The 19,946-nt window shown below is 52.0% G+C and carries 18 protein-coding genes; 12 read left to right on the top strand and 6 right to left on the bottom strand.

Going from position 1 to position 19,946, the window contains the following annotated elements; all coding sequences use genetic code 11:
- Positions 1 to 147: 147 nt before the first annotated feature.
- The 7 genes from NYE33_RS31465 (at position 148) to NYE33_RS31435 (ending at position 8,314) form a co-directional block, all read left to right on the top strand.
- Positions 148 to 1,383 (top strand): glycoside hydrolase family 130 protein, encoded by a 1,236-nt coding sequence (locus tag NYE33_RS31465; RefSeq protein ID WP_341069239.1) that lies wholly within the window; start codon positions 148 to 150, stop codon positions 1,381 to 1,383.
- Between the two features lie 132 nt (positions 1,384 to 1,515).
- Positions 1,516 to 2,937, top strand: coding sequence for an ABC transporter substrate-binding protein (locus tag NYE33_RS31460; protein WP_341069236.1), 1,422 nt, complete (start codon positions 1,516 to 1,518; stop codon positions 2,935 to 2,937).
- Positions 2,938 to 3,006: 69 nt separating this feature from the next.
- Positions 3,007 to 3,906: a carbohydrate ABC transporter permease gene (locus tag NYE33_RS31455; RefSeq protein ID WP_042134871.1), complete on the top strand. Its 900-nt coding sequence runs from the start codon at positions 3,007 to 3,009 to the stop codon at positions 3,904 to 3,906.
- A gap of 13 nt (positions 3,907 to 3,919) precedes the next feature.
- Positions 3,920 to 4,822 (top strand): carbohydrate ABC transporter permease, encoded by a 903-nt coding sequence (locus NYE33_RS31450; RefSeq protein WP_042134873.1) that lies wholly within the window; start codon positions 3,920 to 3,922, stop codon positions 4,820 to 4,822.
- A 36-nt stretch (positions 4,823 to 4,858) separates the two neighbouring features.
- Positions 4,859 to 5,869, top strand: a complete 1,011-nt coding sequence (locus tag NYE33_RS31445) for a glycoside hydrolase family 130 protein (RefSeq protein ID WP_341069234.1) — start codon at positions 4,859 to 4,861, stop codon at positions 5,867 to 5,869.
- Positions 5,870 to 5,897: 28 nt separating this feature from the next.
- A complete protein-coding gene (locus NYE33_RS31440) occupies positions 5,898 to 7,319 on the top strand; it encodes an FAD-dependent oxidoreductase (protein WP_371916257.1) in 1,422 nt (473 codons plus the stop codon).
- Positions 7,316 to 8,314, top strand: a complete 999-nt coding sequence (locus NYE33_RS31435; RefSeq protein ID WP_341069231.1) for an SGNH/GDSL hydrolase family protein — start codon at positions 7,316 to 7,318, stop codon at positions 8,312 to 8,314. Before NYE33_RS31440 ends, NYE33_RS31435 begins: the two co-directional genes overlap by 4 nt.
- 864 nt (positions 8,315 to 9,178) lie before the next feature.
- On the opposite strand, the gene NYE33_RS31430 is transcribed toward NYE33_RS31435, so the two are convergent.
- Positions 9,179 to 10,387, bottom strand: coding sequence for an IS110 family transposase (locus NYE33_RS31430; RefSeq protein WP_042138433.1), 1,209 nt, complete (start codon positions 10,385 to 10,387; stop codon positions 9,179 to 9,181).
- A 361-nt stretch (positions 10,388 to 10,748) separates the two neighbouring features.
- On the opposite strand from NYE33_RS31430, the gene NYE33_RS31425 reads away from it, so the two are divergent.
- Positions 10,749 to 11,516, top strand: coding sequence for a nucleotidyltransferase domain-containing protein (locus NYE33_RS31425; RefSeq protein ID WP_042134882.1), 768 nt, complete (start codon positions 10,749 to 10,751; stop codon positions 11,514 to 11,516).
- A gap of 328 nt (positions 11,517 to 11,844) precedes the next feature.
- Here the strand turns inward: NYE33_RS31425 and NYE33_RS31420 are convergent, their stop codons facing one another.
- The 3 genes from NYE33_RS31420 to NYE33_RS31410 form a co-directional block, all read right to left on the bottom strand.
- Positions 11,845 to 13,050 carry an ROK family protein gene (locus NYE33_RS31420; protein ID WP_336102334.1) on the bottom strand — a complete coding sequence of 402 codons (1,206 nt, stop codon included), beginning with the start codon at positions 13,048 to 13,050 and terminating at the stop codon, positions 11,845 to 11,847.
- Positions 13,051 to 13,176: 126 nt separating this feature from the next.
- The gene (locus tag NYE33_RS31415; protein ID WP_042134885.1) at positions 13,177 to 13,989 is read right to left on the bottom strand and encodes an ABC transporter permease subunit; all 813 of its coding nucleotides are present in this window, start codon (positions 13,987 to 13,989) and stop codon (positions 13,177 to 13,179) included.
- Positions 13,986 to 14,873 (bottom strand): ABC transporter ATP-binding protein, encoded by an 888-nt coding sequence (locus NYE33_RS31410; RefSeq protein WP_341069228.1) that lies wholly within the window; start codon positions 14,871 to 14,873, stop codon positions 13,986 to 13,988. Before NYE33_RS31410 ends, NYE33_RS31415 begins: the two co-directional genes overlap by 4 nt.
- A 175-nt stretch (positions 14,874 to 15,048) precedes the next feature.
- Between NYE33_RS31410 and NYE33_RS31405 the strand changes: the two genes are divergently transcribed.
- Positions 15,049 to 15,648 (top strand): TetR/AcrR family transcriptional regulator, encoded by a 600-nt coding sequence (locus NYE33_RS31405; RefSeq protein WP_076242560.1) that lies wholly within the window; start codon positions 15,049 to 15,051, stop codon positions 15,646 to 15,648.
- A gap of 74 nt (positions 15,649 to 15,722) precedes the next feature.
- Here NYE33_RS31405 and NYE33_RS31400 read toward each other — a convergent pair whose 3' ends face one another.
- Complete coding sequence (locus NYE33_RS31400; RefSeq protein WP_039309990.1) at positions 15,723 to 16,178, bottom strand: CBS domain-containing protein; 456 nt, start codon at positions 16,176 to 16,178, stop codon at positions 15,723 to 15,725.
- Between the two features lie 118 nt (positions 16,179 to 16,296).
- Here NYE33_RS31400 and NYE33_RS31395 point away from each other — a divergent pair, with 118 nt between their 5' ends.
- Positions 16,297 to 16,731: a MarR family winged helix-turn-helix transcriptional regulator gene (locus tag NYE33_RS31395; protein ID WP_042134892.1), complete on the top strand. Its 435-nt coding sequence runs from the start codon at positions 16,297 to 16,299 to the stop codon at positions 16,729 to 16,731.
- A gap of 82 nt (positions 16,732 to 16,813) precedes the next feature.
- A complete protein-coding gene (locus NYE33_RS31390) occupies positions 16,814 to 17,281 on the top strand; it encodes a MarR family winged helix-turn-helix transcriptional regulator (RefSeq protein WP_042134894.1) in 468 nt (155 codons plus the stop codon).
- Positions 17,282 to 17,379: 98 nt separating this feature from the next.
- On the opposite strand, the gene NYE33_RS31385 is transcribed toward NYE33_RS31390, so the two are convergent.
- Positions 17,380 to 19,014: an MDR family MFS transporter gene (locus NYE33_RS31385; RefSeq protein ID WP_340988433.1), complete on the bottom strand. Its 1,635-nt coding sequence runs from the start codon at positions 19,012 to 19,014 to the stop codon at positions 17,380 to 17,382.
- A gap of 206 nt (positions 19,015 to 19,220) precedes the next feature.
- Here NYE33_RS31385 and NYE33_RS31380 point away from each other — a divergent pair, with 206 nt between their 5' ends.
- Positions 19,221 to 19,721, top strand: a complete 501-nt coding sequence (locus tag NYE33_RS31380; RefSeq protein ID WP_341069226.1) for a MarR family winged helix-turn-helix transcriptional regulator — start codon at positions 19,221 to 19,223, stop codon at positions 19,719 to 19,721.
- The last annotated feature ends 225 nt before the right edge of the window (positions 19,722 to 19,946 follow it).

The following is a 19,946-nucleotide window of genomic DNA, read 5'->3' as shown; positions in this document are numbered from 1 at the left end:
TGATTTGACGGATCTTACTGTTTTCATCCGGAAGCTGTTTTTAGAGCAAAAGGCTTTTGAAATCAGGGGTTTCGTATGATAAGGTGATTCCTGAAAAACGGGAAACGCCCTTATCCTATGATGTATAACAGGAGGAACTATGAAACTATGAAACCGAAGAAACCGAAATTCCGCTATTTGGACAAACCGGCGCTTGAGCCTGTACCAGGCTGTGACTGGGCGGATAAAATGGTGTTGAATCCGGCTATTATTCAAGACCCTGATTCTGATGAAATCCATATGCTATTCCGGGCCACCGGACCATGGACGCACAAAAGAAGAGAGGGCTGTCATGATCCGTATCCGATTTTTCTGGGTTATGCGTGCAGCAGGGATGCGGGAGAAACCTGGGAGGCAGACTTCTCTAGACCCGCTCTGGCGCCCGCACTGGGGTATGAGGAGCACGAGCTGTACATCACGGATATTTACGGAAATGAAGTGCGGAATTATGCCAATGGCTGTGTGGAGGACCCGCGTATCTTTTATGTCGAAGAGGAGTTATACGTCACGGTGGCCTGCCGGCCGTTTCCCCCTGGCCCCTATTGGCTCAGCAGCCAGCAGCCTCCGGTGCAGACGCGGTTTGAATATGTTCCCGATTGGATTTTTGCCGGAGATGAGGCAGACCCGTTCATTCAATCGGCCCGGGCCAATGACACCGTCAGTGTGCTCTACAAGCTTAATCTGGATAAGCTGAAGCAGGGTGAATATGAAAGCGCTTTTCAGTATGTAGGTCCGCTCACTGAGGGACAGGTCAGCGATAACCGCGACGTGTTTTTGTTTCCCCGGAAAATGAAGATTGCCGGTAAAATGCAATATCTTATGCTGCACCGGCCGATGAATGTCCTCCCCTTTGAAGGGGGAGAGAAGGCGAGTAAGCCATCGATTTATATGGCAGCAGCGGAATCCATAGCGGATTTGGCCTCGCCCAAAGCGGTGCACAGACTGCTGGCTTATCCGGTCTTTGATTGGGAGGAGAACCGGGTAGGCGCCAGCTGGCCGCCGATAGCCTTGGGGAATAGAGAGTGGCTGGTACCCTATCACGCGAAGAAAAATGTACAGTTCGGGTACACGCAATCCTTCATGATCCTCAAGGAGCAGGATAATGATTTCCCGGCTGTTATTCACCGGTGCTCCGACCGTCTGATGTATGCCGAGCGGGATTGGGAAATGCCGGAGGATTACCCGACACCTTGCCTGTTTACGACCGGAGGCATTGTCTTGGGCGAAGAATTAATCATGTCTTATGGCGCGGCAGATCAGAAGGCGGGGATATCGTGGGTTAATTTTGCAGAATTGCTGGCGTATATCCGGAAATACGATGAGAACGGGAACCTGACCGGATAAGGAAGCTTCAGCAGCTAAGAACCATGGATTTCTGTCCCTAGAGAGTGAGACTGCCGCACTCCTTTTGCGGGGGAGGGGGCTTATAATGAGAACGAGCTCACAATACAAATGTTAATCAAAGGGGTAGAACGTATGCAGAAAAAATGGTTGGGTCTCAGCTTGAGCCTTATGCTGGCGGCAGGAATCGCAGGCTGCGGCGGCGGGAACAGCAACAAGGGTGCGGCAACTGAAGCACCTGAAGCGGGTACGGCAGCTCCAGCAGCAACGGCTGCTGCTGGCGGCAATACTGCCACAAGCGAGCCTGTACAGCTTAAATACTGGACGGACGACCGTCATGACCAGGAATATATCAAAGAGCTGATCAACAAGTTCAATGAGACGAACGGCGAGAATATCCAGGTGGAGCTGACGGTGATGTCCGAGAACTACGCGCAGAGCGTCGATATCGCTTTTACCAGCAATCAGGCACCGGATCTGCTCCGTCTGAAGAGCGGCAATACAGCCGAATTTGTCAAAAAAGGATATCTGGCACCGATTGACGGTTATCTTACCAATGACATCAAAACGAAATTCGGCAGCGTAATCATCGACAATGTTAACCGTTTTGACGGCAAGGTGTACTCATTAGCTAATACCGGCCTCACCTTGCGCCTGATCTATAACAAGGACCTTTTTGCTAAAGCGGGTATTGACAATCCTCCGGTATCGCTGCAGGAAATGGTCGATGATGCCCGCAAAATTACCGAAGCCGGCAAATCCGAAGGTGTCTATGGCTTCGCGCTGAATTTCAAAAGTCCGAAATCGGCTTTTGACCGTTCGATCCGGGAGATTCTGTCCTTGAGCGGCTATCAGGGACTCGGCTTTGACCTGAAGACAGGGCAGTTTGATTTCGCACCTTACTCGCAGACCATCGAGTACTTCAAGCAGATGTATGAAGACGGCAGCATTCTGCCAGGTGCAGAGACACTGGACATCGACCCGCTGCGCGCCCAGTTTGCGGCAGGCAAAATCGGGATGTACCTCTCCTTCTCGACAGAGCCGGGCGTGTATCAGGACCAGTTCCCGACTGAAATCAACTGGGCAGGTGCCCTGGCTCCAACACTGGATGGACAGATTAAAGGAACCTCTGAAATCGTATCCGCCGGTACCTGGCTCGGCATCAGTGCCAAATCAGCGCATCAGGAGGCGGCCTGGAAATTCATGCAATACATGTACGGTGACGATATTCTGAAGACGTATCATGAGAAGGGCTTCGGGATTGCCGTAGTGCCAACCATTGTAGAACAGGCCAACAATCCCGAAATTAACGGCATGGAAGGGTTCCTGGTCGGCGAGCATGACTCGCTCTGGCCTGCAGTGCCAAGTGTTACTCCTGAGGGCTCTACCTATGCGGATGCTTTCTTCAAATATATCCTTGCAGGCGGAGACGCCAAGGCCATTACTGAAGATTTGAACACAAGATACAATGCCGCCTTGACCAAAGCGGTAGAGAAGGGCGAGGTTACCGTTACGCCGGACCCTGCCTTTGATCCGCTGAAACCGCAGGGAGAATAACAGGTTAGGAAGGGGCTTGTACGGGATTCCCGGCGCAGCCCCTTTGCTTTCCCCGAAGGAGGACCACATATGATTTACAAATGGAGAAGGCTCGGGGAGAATTCCCTGTTCCTTGCGCCAAGCATTATTCTGACGATTACCCTGGGCATCTACCCTTTATTCTGGATGCTGCGCTATATGTTCTATGATTATGCCGGATATGGCGAGGCACTGTTCATCGGGCTGGACAATTTCCGCCGGCTGCTGCGGGACGCCCTGTTCTGGGAATCGGTCCGCAATACCTTTGTCTTTGCCGGAGGCAAGCTGCTGCTGACCCTGCCGCTGTCCCTGCTGCTGGCGGTTATTTTGAATGGCAAACTGCGCGGGTCTAATCTGCTCAGGGGCATCTATTTCATGCCGACCGTGATCAGTACGGCAGTGATCTCCGTTGTTTTTTATAACATCTTCAATTCATATAACGGGATGGTTAACACGGTTCTGATGAAGCTGCACCTGGTCTCACAGCCGATTGACTGGCTTGGTCCGAAGCATGCGATGCTGACGGTTATCATCGTGGCGGTCTGGGGTGCGGTCGGCAACTATATGCTGCTCTTTCTCGCCGGGCTACAGAGTATTCCGCAGGATCTGTACGAGAGCGCGGCCATTGACGGGGCGAACGCCGGAAGACGCTTCTGGAATATTACGCTTCCGATGCTGGCTCCGGTTGCCCAGATGGTCATTATGCTGGCGATTATCGCTTCCCTGAAGGGCTATGAGAGCATCATGGTCATTACAGAAGGCGGACCGATCGGCAAAACCGAGGTCATGTATCTCTATCTCTACAAGCTGTTGTTCCCTGTATCCACCGGTTCGCCGGTAGCGCAGCAGCTGGGCTACGGCAGTGCCGTGGGCTTCGCCTCCGCCGTTATTGTCGGAGCGGTTACCGGACTGTATTTCTTCTTCAGCCGCAAAATGAACAAGGTGTATTAGGAGGTTGATTCAAATGAACGAACATGTGATATCCAAGCAGCCGGCCGGGCTGAAGCAGTCCGTCCCCCGGGAGCCCGGCGGCCATGCCGGAAGAATAGCGGTCCGGACGGTGATGTGGCTGTTCCTGCTGGCAACAGCGCTCCTGACCCTGTTTCCGCTGCTGATGACGCTGGCAGGCTCGCTGAAGACAGGGGCAGAAATGATGACCGGCGGCAGCCTGCTTCCGGCGAAGCTGCAATTCGCCAACTATGCGGAAGCCTGGAAACAGGCCAACTTCGCCCGCTATACCTGGAACAGTGCTTTTATGAGTGTAATGGTTACGGTGGGGACGCTGCTGGTAGCCTCAATGGCCGCCTATGTGGTGGACCGGCGTGAGTTCCCCGGCAAACGGATATATGTCACGGTGCAGGCGTCCATGATGTTCATCTCGGTTGGTGCGATTGTGCTGCGCCCGCAGTTCGATCTGATGGTTGCGCTGCATTTGAATACGACGCTGTGGGGAGTCATACTGATTCTGGTCAGTGCCCATTCCAGTACCTTCTTCATGCTGCAGGGCTTCTTCAAAGCGATTCCGAGAGAGCTGGATGAGGCTGCCATGGTCGACGGCTCCGGCTTCATCCGCACCTTCTTCCGCATCATTCTGCCGCTGCTGACTCCCGGCCTTGGTGTAGCCGGATTATTCGCTTTCCGCCATTCCTGGAACGAATACATCCTGCCGCTGGTATTCACGATGACCAATCCGAAGCTGCAGACGCTGACTGTCGGGCTGGCGAATCTCCGCTACGGCTCCTCGGCCGCGATGCAGATCCATCTGATGATGGCCGGGGCCTGCCTGTCCATTCTGCCGATGCTGCTGGCATATATTCTGGCGAACAAGACATTCATTCAGGTTACGGCCGGTTCGGTGAAAGGGTAGCTATAATCTTGTATGTGCAAAGGAGAATCTTCCATAATGAACGATCTGACGATAGGAACACTTACCTCAAGTCCGGTGATGGTCCGGCATCCGCTTAACCCCATTCTGAAGCCTGCGGATGTCCCGTACGGGCCGGCCATGGTATTTAACGCAGGAGTGACGAAATTCAAGGGCAGATATGTAATGGTATTCCGCAATGACTACGGGGATCAGAGCAAGGGGATCGTCGCTCCCCACCATACAACGAATCTGGGACTCGCCTTCAGCGACGACGGAGTAAGCTGGGAGGTGCAGCCGGAGCCGTGCTGGTCCTGGCATGATGAGGAAGTGGTCCGGGTGTATGATCCGCGCCTGACCGTGATTGGCGAACGCTGCTATCTGTGCTTCGCGGTCGATACGCTTCACGGCCTGCGCGGCGGGATCGCCGTGACGGACGATTTCCGCTCCTTCGAGGTGCTGAGCCTGTCGCTGCCGGATAACCGCAATATGGTACTGTTCCCGGAGAAGATCGGCGGCAAATATGTCAGGCTTGAGCGTCCGCTGCCGGTCTACAGCCGGGGAGGACTGGACCGCTTTGACATGTGGATGAGTGATTCCCCGGACCTGAAGTATTGGGGGGGTCACAAGCTGCTGCTGGCTGTCGAGAATGTGGCGTATGCCAATGACAAGGTGGGTCCCGGCGCCCCTCCCGTTAAGACGGACAAGGGCTGGCTGACGACATTCCATGCCGTGGATCTTGACCGCAGCCGGGGCAAGAACGGCTGGGAAGACAGCTGGAAGAAGCGCTATACCGCCGGGATTATGCTGCTTGATCTTGAAGATCCGGGCCGGATCATCGGCCGGGCGGCAGCGCCGCTGCTGGCACCGGAGGCGCTGTATGAGACCTCGGGCGGGTTCCGCAACGATGTGATTTTTCCCGGCGGGATGATCCTGGAGGATTCCGGGGAGGTCAAAATTTATTACGGTGCTGCGGATACGGTTGAATGCCTGGCGACTGCGCATGTAGATGACCTGCTCCGGCAGTGTCTGGAGAAGGGGACTGAATAACTAAACCGGCCTTACAAGGAGGACGATTATGAATCAGGAACATATGAATTACGGAGATATGAATTACGGACAGATTACCCTGCCATCTGCAGCTGTGCCGGTCTCCCGCGAGGTAGATGTGCTGGTGATCGGCGGCGGGGCGGCGGGCATTGCTGCCGCTATCTCCGCTGCCGAAGGCGGTGCAAGCACGATGATCGTGGAGCAGCGGGGTTATTTTGGCGGCATGGGGACTGTAGCGCTTGTACCTGCCTTCTGTCCCTACACGGACAAGGTCAAGCCGATTATCCGCGGCCTCGGCCTGAAGCTGATGGAGCGGATGAAGCAGGCCTGCGCGCCTGGCTATCAGGAGGAATACCGCGAAATGCTGGACTGGGTGCCGATTGATCCTGAGGTACTTAAGCGCGTCTATGACGATGCCATTCTTGAGAGCGGTGTGACGCCGCTGTTCCATACCTTTGTCTACGATGTTGTGCTGTCCCCGGATGGACAGAGTATCGAGGGCGTGATTATTGTCAATAAATCGGGTCGGTCTTTCATCCGCTGCCGGTATATTATCGACTGCACGGGTGACGGGGATATCGCTGCCCTGTCGGGCGTTCCGTTCCAGAAAGGCGGCGGGGAAGGGGAGCTTCAGCCGGGCAGCATGTGTTATCTGCTGGCGAATGTGGACCGCAAGGAGTTCAGCCGGTTCCTGGAAGAAACGGGGGATACGGGGCAGCTGCACCGGACGGTTGAGCAGGCTATGGCTGAAGGGGCACTGCCGGAAGGCCGCAAGTCCATTTCCGGCCTGGCCTGGGTGAGTGATTATCTGGTCGGGGTCAACTTCGGCCATGTGTTCGGGGTAGACGGAACGAAGGCCGAGGAGCTTACGCGCGGAGCCATCGAAGGCCGCCGGACCGTGCTGCGGCAACTGGAATTCTTCCGCAAGTATGTGCCGGGCTTCGGGGCGGCACATCTGGTGGCGAGCGGTGAGCAGCTTGGCATCCGGGAGACGCGGCGGATTCAGGGCGATTACATGCTGACCGTAGACGACTTCATTGCGGCGCGTTCCTTCCCGGATGATATCGCCCGCAATGCCTATTACATTGATATCCACCTGGCTACCAGCAAGAGTGATATGACCTTCAATCATCTGCCGCCGGGCGTCTCCCACGGCGTGCCTTACAGGGTCATGCTTCCCGTAGGCATCCGCAATCTGTGGGTGGCCGGACGCTCCGTGTCCTCGGACCGGGCGGTTCAAGGCTCCCTGCGGGTGATGCCGAACTGCTTCTCGATGGGCCAGGCCTGCGGAACGGCAGCATCGCTGGCGCTCCGGGATGGCGCGGATTCCCGCAGCATCTCGATCCCTGAGCTTCAGCAGCGTCTGCTGGATCAGGATGTATGGCTCGGGGAGGGTTTCGTTCCGGGCACCGGGGCGGCGGACAGCAGGGAAGCGGGGGAAGGGCATTGAAGAACCTTCCTCTGACGGATGAGTGGTTCCACGGCGCAGTTTCACTGGAGCACCGGGAGGAGGGGATCAAGCCCTGGCGTATTCCTTACCGGGATTATGAGTTGTATCCGCCGGACGGGATCGATGGCAAGGCGGAAATCTGCTCCGGTATCCGGCTGCGGCTGGCCACCGGCTCCAAGGCACTGGCCTTGTCGTTCAGTCCGCTTGCGGAGGCTGCCGCACTGGACTGTCTTATTGGCGGCGTGCTGTTCCAGAAGCTCCGACTTGCTGCGGGCGGCACGGAAGCCTTATTCACCGGGCTTCCGCCCGGCATGAAGGAGCTGGAAGTCTATCTGCCGCAGAATACCGGCATTACACTGAGCGGCTTGCGGATCGAAGATGAGGCGGCTGCTGAACCGCTGCCGGATCACCGGCCAAGGTGGATCACCTATGGAAGCTCCATCACCCAGTGTGTGGCAGCATCCAGCCCTTCGCGCACCTGGCCGGTCATTGCCGCCGGGGAGTGCGGCTATCATCTGACCAATCTCGGCTTCTCGGGCAATTGCCTGATGGAGCCGATGGCGGGCCGGCTGATCCGGGATTTGCCGGCTGAACTGATTACCTTGTGCGTAGGAGTCAATATATATGGTGCAGCAGCCTCCAGCCCGCGGATGTTCAAGCCGCTGCTGATCGGCATGCTCGAGACGATCCGTGAGAAGCACAAGGAGACGCCACTGGCCGTCATCTCTCCGATCTACGGGACGGAGCGGGAGACGGAGGAGAACAAGCTCGGCTTCACCCTGCCGCTCATGCGGCGGCAGATCGTAGAGACAGTGAAGCTGCTGCAGGAGCGGGGAGACCGCCATCTGCATTACCTGGATGGCCTGGAATGGTTCGGCCCGGAAGATGAGGAGCTGCTGACGGATGGCCTGCATCCGGGAGCCGAAGGCTACGAGCTGCTGGGAAGCCGTTTCGGCAGCAGGCTGGCGGCAGCGCTTCAGGTGGGGCGGGTGTAGCCAGGCGATGAAGCGCCTGAGCGGATTCATTGGGCGAGTATAACAGCAGGTGAAAGACAACTATAAAAGGCAGCAGCCTTCCCGGTTAAGGGATGGCTGCTGCCTTTCCTGTTGTATAGGAAATTCTGATATATGTCAGTTGTGGACAAATAAGTCCCTTGGAATTAGGAGCAGATCCGTAATCCCATTGAATCTCCTGGTAAGCGGGCCAAAGGTTGGCTAATGTACGCGAAAAATCGAACACAATGTGCTACTGTGAAGGTAACCGGAGCAAATGTATGCGAAAAACCGAACACAATGTGCTATCGCGAAGGTAATCAGGCCTAATGTATGCGAAAAATCGAATACAATGAGCTACTGTGAAGGTAACCGGGTCCAATGTATGCGAAAAACCGAACACAATGTGCTATCGCGAAGGTAATCAGGCCTAATGTATGCGAAAAACCGAACACAATGAGCTATCGCGAAGGTAACCGGACCAAATGTATGCGAAAAACCGAACGCAATGAGCTATCGCGAAGGTAACTGGACCAAATGTATGCGAAAAGTCGAATAGATTTTGTCCTTGTTAAGGCAATTGCATCATTTGTCGCTTGAACAATTGCTGATCACTCACACCTGCCAATGAAGCGGACTGAGAGGACGCTATATCTCCCAAAAGCCACTTTATGAGGCTGAAGCTAAAGTTCTAGACTGAGAAAATAAAGTATTAGACTGGCAATACTTCATTAAGCTATACCAGCTAATAGCTTGTCAACATTACCAGTAAAGTGATTCTAAATCATGTGGTATAGTTAAAATGAGGCATGCCAAAAAACCCTCCAATTTTCTTTGTGTCTTGGAAGGTTATGCCAATAATATTTTTTAAATTGGACGAAATTCCTTTTTATTTTTTAAGATCGCATAGAGCCAATGGACGAGTTTATTTGCACATGCGATTAGAGCTACTTTATGTGGTTTTCCTTCAGCTCTCTTACGTTCATAGAACGCTTTGATTCGCATATTTCGGGAGCGTATAAGTCCACACTGAACAGCCATCACCAGTGCGTAACGCAGCTGCCTGGAACCACGTTTCGTGATTCGGTTTCGAGTCGCTGTAAACTTACCGGAAGCAAAGACACTCGGGTCAATGCCTGCGAAGGCGACTAACTTCTTAGGATGATCAAATCGTTCGACTTCTCCTATTTCGGATAAAATTGTTGCAGCAATTTTATGCCCAATCCCGGGAATCGACTGAATTAATTCATACTCTTCAATTTCTTCAGCCAGAGCATCTATGTTCTGTTCCAGTTCAGCAAGATGCTCTTGGTATTGAAGAATAAGGGTAATAAGAACTCTCATATTGATTAAATGACTTGCATACATGGTTTGCTGAAATGGATTTTGTTTTGCCGCATCTACTAATCGTTGAACCCGTTGGTTAATCCAGTCCTCTGAACGCCCCCGTTTCGAAGAAAGCAGTTCTTTCATCTTAGCTCTAAGTGTATCTTCATCCGTCTGTAAAACTAAATATGAGGTTGGGAATTCACTTAAAAACCGCAGTGAAACACCGGAATACATAGCTCCAAACACGCCTTTATAACCCGGGAAAACCTGATCTAAAACAGCTTGGAATTGCAGTTTAGTCGATACACACATCTTTGAAAGAGTCTCATATTGCCTTGTAAGATAGCGCAGATTGAGAAGTTGCACACCTCTTTTCTTAAAAGGTTCAAACTCTTCCCTGTAGTACAACTCACCCAATAGGTAAGCGTCAGCAGCATCCGTCTTTACTTTACGAAGCTGAGACTTTCTAAGCCGATTGGAGATTAGCGGGTTAATGACAATGTAAATATAGTGATGTTCCTCTAAGAACTGAACAACAGGGCTTTGGTAATGTCCTGTTGCTTCTAGAATAAGCAAAGGACGTTGTTTGGATACCGATTCAACGTCCTTTAAAACTTGATGTAGATTTGCTAGGCCATCACGAGTGTGCTCGAAGTGGAATGTCCCTCTGAAGAGCTTTCCGCGCGCTAAAAAGGCTTGTCCATGACTTTCTTCTTTTGAAATATCTAGACCGACAACTGGATTCATTTCATCTCATCTCTCCCTGTAAGTTTAAATTCACCGGCATCCCTACGGTTCTTCTTGTCGCTCCATAGCATCGCTTGTTATACGGGATCTTACGTCCCAACCAGCCTCAATCATGGTCATGACAAGTAGGGTGAACATTATAGCGCTCGGGATCAAGTCCCACGGGCAGGTACGTTCGACCAGGCTACTTTAATCCTCTATGCAAATGAAAAAAGGATCAACCAGAAAGAACTGGTTGATCTCATAATACGAACGGGCAGGATAGTTGAATGATTACGCGAATAACTTAAGTCATGACGAATTTACGAAGTTAGCAAAAAGATGTTAGCCGAAAGAAGTTCTTAGTTTAGGAGGAGTCTATATGATATTAGAAAAAGTTATAAATAGAATTGTAATACAAAGTGAATATAAGGATTTTGTTGATAAGTATATAGATAATATACTTACCGAATTTAAAGATAAGATTCATAGCATTTATATGTGTGGTTCGATTCCAAAAGGAACTGCTAAACCTTTTAAGTCAGATGCAGACTTTACTATTGTATGTGTAAATCCCAAAGATATTGATTACGAAAAATTGTCAAATATTAAAGACAGGCTTTTGGAAGAATATCCAGTAGTAACTAAGATTGATACGATAATTTGCCCGATTGACGATGTATTAAGTAAACCAAATGAGTGGGGTTTTTGGGTAAAGATAATTTGTGTTTGCATATATGGTCATGACGTTGGTGAAAAAGTGCCACCGATAATTATTTCTCCAGAGTTCATTTTAGACTTAAATACAGAGACCAAGGAGGAAGTAGCTCGTATACATAGTTCACTTTCTAATGCTAGTGATAACACAATGAAAGCTAGATATATTAAAGGTTACTCTAAGAGATTAATTCGTGCATTATACTCTTTGGTTATAGAAGATACAGGTGTATGGCAAGATGACATTTTTAAGATGAAGAATGCCATATTAAACTATTGTGAGATTGACTCCGCTTTAGTTGATTATCTGTATGCTTGTTACTTGGATAGTAATGTACTTGTTGAAGAGTTTCTGGGAGTTGCAGATGAAGTATATAGCTATTTTGAGAACGCCTTAAATGCAATGGCTGCTTCCAGAACTTCCTTCGGCTAAAACCATATTGACGCTCCGGGTCACTCTGAGAAGCGAGTGACCACATCCAGCCCCCTAAGCCCGTCGGGACGTCACTGCGTTAGGTGTTCGGCAAGCCTCACAGCTATAAGCAGCGACTCTAATTAAAACATAAGACGATTAAGCTAACCGGAAACGTTAGTCGAACGACAACAGCGGCAGTCTAAGACTTTATTTATCAAGTCTTAGACTGCCGCTGCTTTTATTAATGGATCAGTCTAAGACTTTATTTTCACCGAACAACCGGTACGTTGACTATCGATGCGTAAGAGTGATTACTGGGGCATTAGAGTGATACCGGCACTGTTCCCTAGTTCGTCAACTGGTGCAGCACCATAGCGCAAGCGCCTGCTGCGACCGAGCGTTCACCCAGTCTGCTGCGGGTGAAGCGGACGTTATACTGCTCGCGGTAATAGGTCCGCTCAAGGGCGATCCGGGTCGCCTCCTGATAGAAATCACCGGCCGCGAGGAATAGCGGGCCGCCGAGGATGACTTCCTCGGGATGGAGGATATTGATCAGATTGGCCAGCCCGATGCCGCAGTAGACAGCCATCTCGTGGAACAACCGGACAACCTCGGGATCACGGGCATGGAGCGCTTCTATTAGATGGGCGAATTCCAGCTGTTCTGCACTCTCGGCCAGGCTGCGGAGCAGCCCGCTGCTGCCCAGCCGCCAGACTTCACGCGCCTGTCTCTCCAGGGTGTGGATGGACACATAGCTCTCCCACGCACCGGCGTTGCCGCCGGGAATATGCGGCGGCAGCCCGGAGCCTTCGATGATCATCTGTCCGACAGCCCCCTCGGTATCAATCATGCCATAGAGCAGCCGTCCATCATTCATGATGGCGGAGCGCAGGCCGATTCCGGCATGGAGGTAGAGCAGATGATGCTGCATCCGGTTACTGCTGGCCCAGTATTCGCCCAGCAGAGCCGTATTGGCTCCATTGTCCAGATATACCGGCACAGCCAGCCGCTGTTCCAGCAGCTCCTTAATATGTACCTGAGACCAGCCCGGCGCAGTGAATCGTGCCGGATTCAGGATAACTCCGGCCTGGCGGTCCAGCGGGCCGACTGCGCCGATGCCAAGTCCCGCGACCCGGCCAAGATCAATGGAGGCTGCAGCTAGCATCTGCAGTGCCTGACTATGTAAGGATTCCATCAGATGCTCCGGGGTAAGGGCGGTATCCATGTTCCAGGTATATTCGCCCAGCAGCTGCAGATGAAAGTCCATCAATACGAGCTTGGCATGGGTACGGGAGATCTCCAGTCCCAGCAGATAGGCATAGGCCGGATTAGTCTCATAGAGGGTGGGGCGGCGGCCTCCGGTAGATTCGCCGAAGCCGACTTCAACCAGCAGCTCCAGGGACAGCAATTCATCCAGTATGCGTGTTAACGTGCTTATGGTCAGTCCGCTTTCGTCCAGCAGACTTTGTTTGGAGACGGTGCCGTGTTTTCTTACAGTGAAATAGATTTCCCTGGCTTTGGGATTGGCGATAAGTTCATGAATAAGCAGCAAAGACGGTTCTCTCCTTATGAATATACTAAACCTGATGAATAGACAAGACCTGCTTTTACAATGACACAAAAAGCAAGGTGCCGCAACTACCCCAAGGAGAGAATAGACTTGCAGGGTTCCATCCGGTTATAGCGGTAAATCCCGCCGTCTGAACAGCTGTATGCCGATCGTGAAACAGGCCAGCCCAATCATCAGCAGCCAGATGGAGACCTCTGCCCAGGCTGCTGTTCCCTGCACAATCTCGCCGGGACGGTAGAAGCTGAATAGGGTGAAGAAGCGCAGCACATCCAGCTTATCACTGATTTTGCCGAGAATATCGAGGGTGAAGAACCCGAAAGTGACCGCCCCGGAGATTCCGAGCGCCTTCTTCTCGTCATTGCAGGCACAGGAGACCAGGAAGCAGAATCCGCCGATGGCGAAGAACAGCAGAAATGCCACCAGGTTAAGCTGGCTGAACCGGGCAATTCCGAACTCGTAGCCGCTGCCGAGGAACCAGGCTTTGCCTGCGAAGCCGGATAGTGTGGTCACAGCCATTATGATGAACAGGGAGGTAACCAGCACCATCGCCTGGGTGATGGCCACCTTGCTCCGTGTTGTCGGTGTAGCCAGCAGGTAGGCCATCGAGCCGCGGTCCACAAGTTTGGCCACCAGCTGTGTGGACATCTGTACGCAGACTATAGCCAGAATCAGGACGAGAATCAGCCCGTAATATTCGCCCGAGATGAAGCCCTCCGCGCTTGAGAAGCCGTTATTCAGCCCGAAGGCCTTGCCTACGCCTTCCGGCATCGCCTGCACCAGATCGTTCAGCGCCTTCGTGTTATCTGCCAGGCCGGGGTAGAGCCAGATCATGAACAGAATATAAAAAGCCGAGCCCCCGGCGTAATTCATAATCCCCCGCAGGTTGACACGCATCATTTCCTTATATAGGGCCAGATTCATTGCACCTTCGCCTCCCGGTCATAATAGTCCATGAAGATGTCCTCCAGGTTCTGGGTAAAGATATCCATACTGCGGACCGGATATTTCGCAAGCTCAGCGGTGAACGGATTATAATTGCCTTGCACGGCAATCCTCACCCGGTTGCCTGCGATAGAATCTATTATCAGGCCGGAGGCGGCGAACCGCTGTGCGTCTTCCGGGGTCTCGAATAGGATTTCAAACAGCTTGCGCTGCATGGATTGCAGCTCATGAATATTCTTCACAGCGACGATGCTGCCGTCTTTGATAATCGCTGCGCGGTCGCAGGTCCGTTCAATCTCCTGAAAGCTGTGTGAGGACATCAGGAAGGTGGTTCCGGCTGATTTTTCCTCCAGCACCAGCTGGGTGAAGATCTTCTGCATTAGCGGGTCCAGGCCGGAGGTAGGCTCATCGAGAATGATTACTTCGGGGCTGTGCATGAAGGCGGCGACAATGCCGACCTTCTGCTTCATGCCCTTGGACATTTTGCGGATCGGGGTGGCCGCATCAAACTGCAGGCGCCGGATTAGCATCTCCCGTTTGGCTGTGTCCTTCACGCCCTGCATGGAGGCCATGAACTGCAGGAAGCTTGCTCCGGTCATGCCGTCGATGAAACTGATCTCACCCGGCAGATAACCGGTATGGCGCTGCACCTGGCCCTGACCCTTCCAGGCATCGAGTCCATTGATCGTTACCGAGCCGCGGTCTGGACGCATGAAGCCCATAATATGCCGGATCGTTGTGGATTTGCCGGCGCCGTTGGGGCCGAGGAACCCGAATACCTCACCTTTATTCACGGTAAATGAGACATCGCGAATCCCCTTGCCGTTTGAAAATTGTTTCGTTAAACCTTCCACTTGCAGCATGCTGCCACCCCCGACAGAAAATAATGAAATAGTATTGAATGGATATTTCAGATGTTATAATAGTCCCAGGCTACGCCTAAGTCAATATAATTATGAAATGAAAACATTCATATATTTCATTATTTTTTCGGGTAGGGAAACAGCCCGGCTACAACGTCAAGTTAGGGTGAAGGAAATGAACGGTTTTGAGAAGCGCACGGCTCTAATCAAGGACAAAATCATGAAGACAACGATCTCCATGCTAAACACCTGGGAGCCGAAGCGGCTGAGAATTGCGGACATTGCCCGGGAAGCCGGCGTGTCACAGGTAACGATTTATAATTATTTCGGGAGTAAAGAGGCGCTGATTAGCGAATCTTTCAAGGATTTTATCCAGCAGGCTATTGATGAGTTCAGGGAGGAAATGAGGCGGCAGCAATCGCTCAAGGAACTGATTGCCTATAGCCTTTTTAAAGAGAAGGAGACCTATTCCAGCCTGCCGCCGGCGTCAATCAAGGAGATTATGGTTGATGATCAGGAGATGTACGTATATATTCAGCGGCAATATGAGGAGCAAATTGTACCGCTGATGGTACAGATGGTGGAAGAAGGCAAAGCCCGGGGAGAAATTTCGGATAAAGTGTCAGTGAAGGCGGTTCTGCTGACCATACAGTTATATATTAAGAGCTCGGGAGAGATGCTGGGCAGCCTGGCAGGGCATGAGGATAAGGATGCGTTTCTGGAGGAGCTTATTCACATCTTCTTCTATGGGCTGTGCGGCCGGGAGCCGCAATAGACGCGGCGCCGGCAACAGTCCGGTAAGGCAGCTTGCATAGCAGAATGCAGAATACAGCAGAACACAGCATCTGGCTAGAGCAGAGCCTTGAAGGAATGGCGGATTACATCGCCGCGGCTGATGATGCCGACCAGCACACGGTTACGCTCAACGGGGACCTTTTTGATCTGCTTTTTGCCGAGAATGGTGGCGATCTGTTCAATGTCCTCTTCGTAGTGCACAGTGACCACCTTCTTCTTGGCGATGGCCATCACGTTCAGATTGAGCAGCTTGCGCGTCCGTTCTTCGAACTCATCATTATCCCCGACGAATACATTGATCTGGAAAAAAGAATCCACAATCAGATCCTCATGCCTGCCGATATAGCGCATAATATCTCCGTCGCTCAAATAAGCGACAATCTCGTTCCGGTCATTGACTACAGGCATGCCGCTGATCCGGTGGGTGATGCATTTCTCAATAAAAGTCCGTACAGTGTCTTCCTGCTTGACCTTGTAGACCTGGCGGATCATGAACTCATGGGCTTTCATATAGGTTCCCCCTGAAAAGTATCTCATGCACAAATAAGTTGCATAATGAAAGTATATACTTGTATTATACAAGTGGAAAGAACGATGTCAATGAAGAAAGAGAAGAGGATGGGACTGCATGGAGAAACGTTCAATAGAGACGATAGAGCTGGAAATGGCGGTTCTTGTCCGCCGTCTGACCTCACTTACCACGTACAAAAAAATCGGCAATCTCGACCGGGCGGCCTATCTGCTGCTGCATCAGATTGCTTTCAATAACGGAACTGCCGGAGTGAAGATGCTCTCCGATGAATTCCAGCTGGATATCTCCACCGTCAGCAGGCAGGCAGCTGCACTGGAGAACAAGGGATATATCATCCGTGTACCGGACCCTGTGGATGGACGGGCCTATACATTGCAGATTACGGAGCTGGGCGGAGAAATTCTGGATGAGAACCGGCAGATGCGGCAGGAAATTATGGGCAAGCTGCTGGCGAACTGGTCGGATGAAGAGGGAGATTCCTTCGGGGAGCTGCTGCGGAAATTCAATGCGACCTTTCTGGAAGAGGATTAACCAGGGCAACGCCGTTTCCTGAGTGGAGGGTTTGGGCTATTTTGGGCTATACTTAAGTTAATAAAGCTTATGGGGTGTACCGATGAACGAAGATAAATATGAACATATTGATGATTTAATAGAGGCTTTTCAGCAGTTTGCCCGGATGAATTGGCGCAAGACGACGCTCTGGGGACTGAAGCCGAGTGAAATCCGTGTGCTGGTCTCGATCAAAAAGGGCATGGAGCAGGAAGGCAACAAGGGGCGGACGGTTTCCGATATCAGCAAGCTCCTCAAAGTGACTTCTCCCACGGTCACGCAGATGGTGAACAGCCTGATTGCCCAAGGGTACGCTGTGCGCACGCCGGATAGCCAGGACCGCAGAATCAGCGACATTACACTAACAGACAAGGGTGCGCATCTTGCCGATATGGCGGTGGCGAAATCCCGGGAGACCTTCCAGGGGATGATTGACCATCTCGGCAAAGAACGAAGTGAGACCTTAAGCGAGCTGCTGAACGGGGTATACGAATATTTCGAGCAGCTGAATAGCCAGCAGAATGATTTCTGAACAGTAATATTGGGCATTGTATACAAAAAGAGATGTCCCGCAGCTGTAGCTGTTCCGGGACATCTCTTTGTTGTTTATAGGATTAACTTGTGAATCTGTTAATGCCCTGCAGGCGCAGTTTCCTTCCGCAGCTTGCTCCCCGCACCGGCTTCCTCTGCGGCAGCCTCTGTCTTGGATTCGCTGGAACGCAGCGGAATCTCCTTCAGGAACAGAACAAGGACGGCTGCAATAACGAGCAGCGCAGTACCGCTCAGGAACACTACCGTCAGGGAGTCGCTCAGCGCCCCGCGCAGCATCTCAATCAATTGATTGAAGAGCGGCCGGATTTGCTCCGGCAGCGTTGTATGCAGCTCTTTCAGCTTAGGCTGGTCTAGCAGCAGCTGCGGATTCATGAAGGCTGTAAGCTGCCCTGCGGCTTCCGGATCAAGCTTGGACAGGTCGGGACCTTTGCCGGAGGCCACTGCAGATTCCAGCTTATGCGTAAGAGTTGTGTTCATCACGGTACCCATAACGGCAATCCCGATAGTACCGCCAAGGTTACGGAAAAGAGTTGTGGTAGCTGTAGCTACGCCCAGCATCTGCGGAGCCACGGCGTTCTGCACGGTCAGCGTGAATACCGGCATCGCCAGCCCGAGTCCGATCCCGAACACGATCATGCTGGCCACAGCCATAATTATGCTGTTCATGAAGGCCATCATGATCATGGCGGCGACCATAAACGGCATGCCGATCATGGCGTAGCGCTTGTATTTACCAGACTTGGAGATCCAGCGTCCGGCCAGTGTGCTGAGCACAATCATCATCAGCGACATCGGCATGTTGATGAAGCCGGAATTGGTCGGGGACACGCCCTCGACCCCTTGCACGAAGAACGGCAAATAGATCATGGCGCCCATCATGCCCGCATTCATCAGGAAGCCGATAATCATCGAGATGGTGACAATCGAATTCTTAAACAGGGAGAGCGGCAGCACCGGACTCTTGGCTTTGCGCTCAATCAGAATCAGAATGACTGCACCGGCAATCGCTGCCGCGAACAGTCCGAGAATCTCCGGTGAACTCCAGGCATATTTGGTGCCTGCCCAGGAGAAGCCGAGCAGCAGGGCGACGATGCTGAGGGACAGGAAGATGGAGCCCGGATAGTCAATCGTTTCGGAAGTTGCGCGCGTTCCTTTGGGGAACATTCTCCAGATCATGATGAACGCTACAATCCCGAGCGGCAGGAAGATCCAGAAGATCCAGCGCCAATCCATATGATCGACCATGAATCCGCCGAGGGTAGGACCGATTACGCTGGAGAAGCCGAACATGGCCATCATAATTCCCGTCCACTTCGCCCTTTCCCGCGGAGCGAACAGGTCGCCTACGGCAGTGACGGTGGCCGACATCAGAATTCCGCCGCCGACGCCCTGTATCCCGCGGTAGGTGATCATCTGATAGATGTTGTCAGACAAGCCCGACAGGAAGGCCCCAATGATAAAAATAACAATCCCGGCGAGCAGGAAGGGCTTGCGGCCGTAAATGTCGGATAACTTACCGACCAGCACCGTGGCAATGGTTGAGGTCAGCATATAGATGGTGATTACCCAGGTGTAATGCTCAATTCCGCCCAGGATGGCAATAATCCGGGGCATTGCGGTGCCGACAATTGTCTGGTTGATCGCCGCGAAGAACATAGCCGCCATTAAGGCGATCATAATGGTTACTTTCTTTTTTTGCGTGAGATGCTCCATGGCAGGGTACTCTCCTTTGATCCTATACGTATTATAGTTTGGCTTTTTATGATATTCTAATTAGGTAGCCAAACTACCTTTTATGTATAATACACAACTATTTTAAACATCACAATAATTTTATTTTTTATCGGAAGATAATAGCGGTTTGTATTGATTTTCACATGTTAGGTAGGTAATCTAATGATATAGAACGGAGGTGTCTCATGAGTATCCAGGACAGTCAGGAAAGGCAGCTGCTTATCACACTGGAAAATATAAAACGCCTAACCCCCCGTCAGCAGAGCATGGACTCTATCCCGCATGGAGAATTTGTAACGATGTTTGTCATACATGCAGCCATGAAGCAACAGGAGGCAGATGAACAGGAACGGGGAGGCCCGTGCCGCGGCCTGATGGTCTCCAGATTAAGTGAGCTGATGCAGGTCAGCCGGCCGACGGCTTCACAAATGGTCAGTACGCTGGAAGAGAAAGGTTATATTGAACGCGTGATGTCCGAAACCGACCGCAGGGTCATCTATATCTGCCTGACGGCCAAAGGCCAGGCGGTATTCGGCAGCAGAATGGACCGTTATTCAGATGTGCTGGCCGAGATTATCGAAAAGGTGGGCCGGGAGGAGATTGATCAGCTGATCTCAACCTGCGGCCGGCTGATGGAAGCCGTGAACGAGGTACGGCCGCGGGTAATGGGGAATGCGTCCGAATGAGCCGTAATCCGGGTAACTGTAAACCTGTAAACCTGTAAGTGATGAAGACTTTAAACCATAAATTCCACTTTTGCTAACCGTCTGATTTCAGGCGGTTTTTCTGTTGCTTGATGTCCCGCAGATTGTGCCAATGTCCTCTCCACAGCAGGCAATCTTTGTTTTGGCCAACGCAAAGAGAAGAAGAGAAGAAGAGAAGAAGAGAAAGCCTGCTAAGTGGAAAAACGA

The organism is Paenibacillus sp. FSL R10-2199 (assembly GCF_038000235.1).
Lineage (GTDB): Bacteria > Bacillota > Bacilli > Paenibacillales > Paenibacillaceae > Paenibacillus_AQ > Paenibacillus_AQ phytohabitans.
Note: the sequence above shows the minus strand (reverse complement) of the source record. Positions and strands in the feature narration are given on the sequence as shown.

Bases quoted from the DNA above. Each gene is read 5' to 3' on its own strand.
- NYE33_RS31465 (WP_341069239.1), top strand. From the start codon at position 148: ATGAAACCGAAGAAACCGAAATTCCGCTATTTGGACAAACCGGCGCTT.
- NYE33_RS31455 (WP_042134871.1), top strand. From the start codon at position 3,007: ATGATTTACAAATGGAGAAGGCTCGGGGAGAATTCCCTGTTCCTTGCG.
- NYE33_RS31440 (WP_371916257.1), top strand. From the start codon at position 5,898: ATGAATCAGGAACATATGAATTACGGAGATATGAATTACGGACAGATT.
- NYE33_RS31410 (WP_341069228.1), bottom strand. From the start codon at position 14,873: ATGCTGCAAGTGGAAGGTTTAACGAAACAATTTTCAAACGGCAAGGGG.
- NYE33_RS31380 (WP_341069226.1), top strand. From the start codon at position 19,221: ATGAGTATCCAGGACAGTCAGGAAAGGCAGCTGCTTATCACACTGGAA.
- NYE33_RS31405 (WP_076242560.1), top strand. From the start codon at position 15,049: ATGAACGGTTTTGAGAAGCGCACGGCTCTAATCAAGGACAAAATCATG.
- NYE33_RS31390 (WP_042134894.1), top strand. From the start codon at position 16,814: ATGAACGAAGATAAATATGAACATATTGATGATTTAATAGAGGCTTTT.
- NYE33_RS31430 (WP_042138433.1), bottom strand. From the start codon at position 10,387: ATGAATCCAGTTGTCGGTCTAGATATTTCAAAAGAAGAAAGTCATGGA.
- NYE33_RS31415 (WP_042134885.1), bottom strand. From the start codon at position 13,989: ATGAATCTGGCCCTATATAAGGAAATGATGCGTGTCAACCTGCGGGGG.
- NYE33_RS31425 (WP_042134882.1), top strand. From the start codon at position 10,749: ATGATATTAGAAAAAGTTATAAATAGAATTGTAATACAAAGTGAATAT.
- NYE33_RS31445 (WP_341069234.1), top strand. From the start codon at position 4,859: ATGAACGATCTGACGATAGGAACACTTACCTCAAGTCCGGTGATGGTC.
- NYE33_RS31460 (WP_341069236.1), top strand. From the start codon at position 1,516: ATGCAGAAAAAATGGTTGGGTCTCAGCTTGAGCCTTATGCTGGCGGCA.
- NYE33_RS31385 (WP_340988433.1), bottom strand. From the start codon at position 19,014: ATGGAGCATCTCACGCAAAAAAAGAAAGTAACCATTATGATCGCCTTA.
- NYE33_RS31395 (WP_042134892.1), top strand. From the start codon at position 16,297: ATGGAGAAACGTTCAATAGAGACGATAGAGCTGGAAATGGCGGTTCTT.
- NYE33_RS31450 (WP_042134873.1), top strand. From the start codon at position 3,920: ATGAACGAACATGTGATATCCAAGCAGCCGGCCGGGCTGAAGCAGTCC.
- NYE33_RS31400 (WP_039309990.1), bottom strand. From the start codon at position 16,178: ATGAAAGCCCATGAGTTCATGATCCGCCAGGTCTACAAGGTCAAGCAG.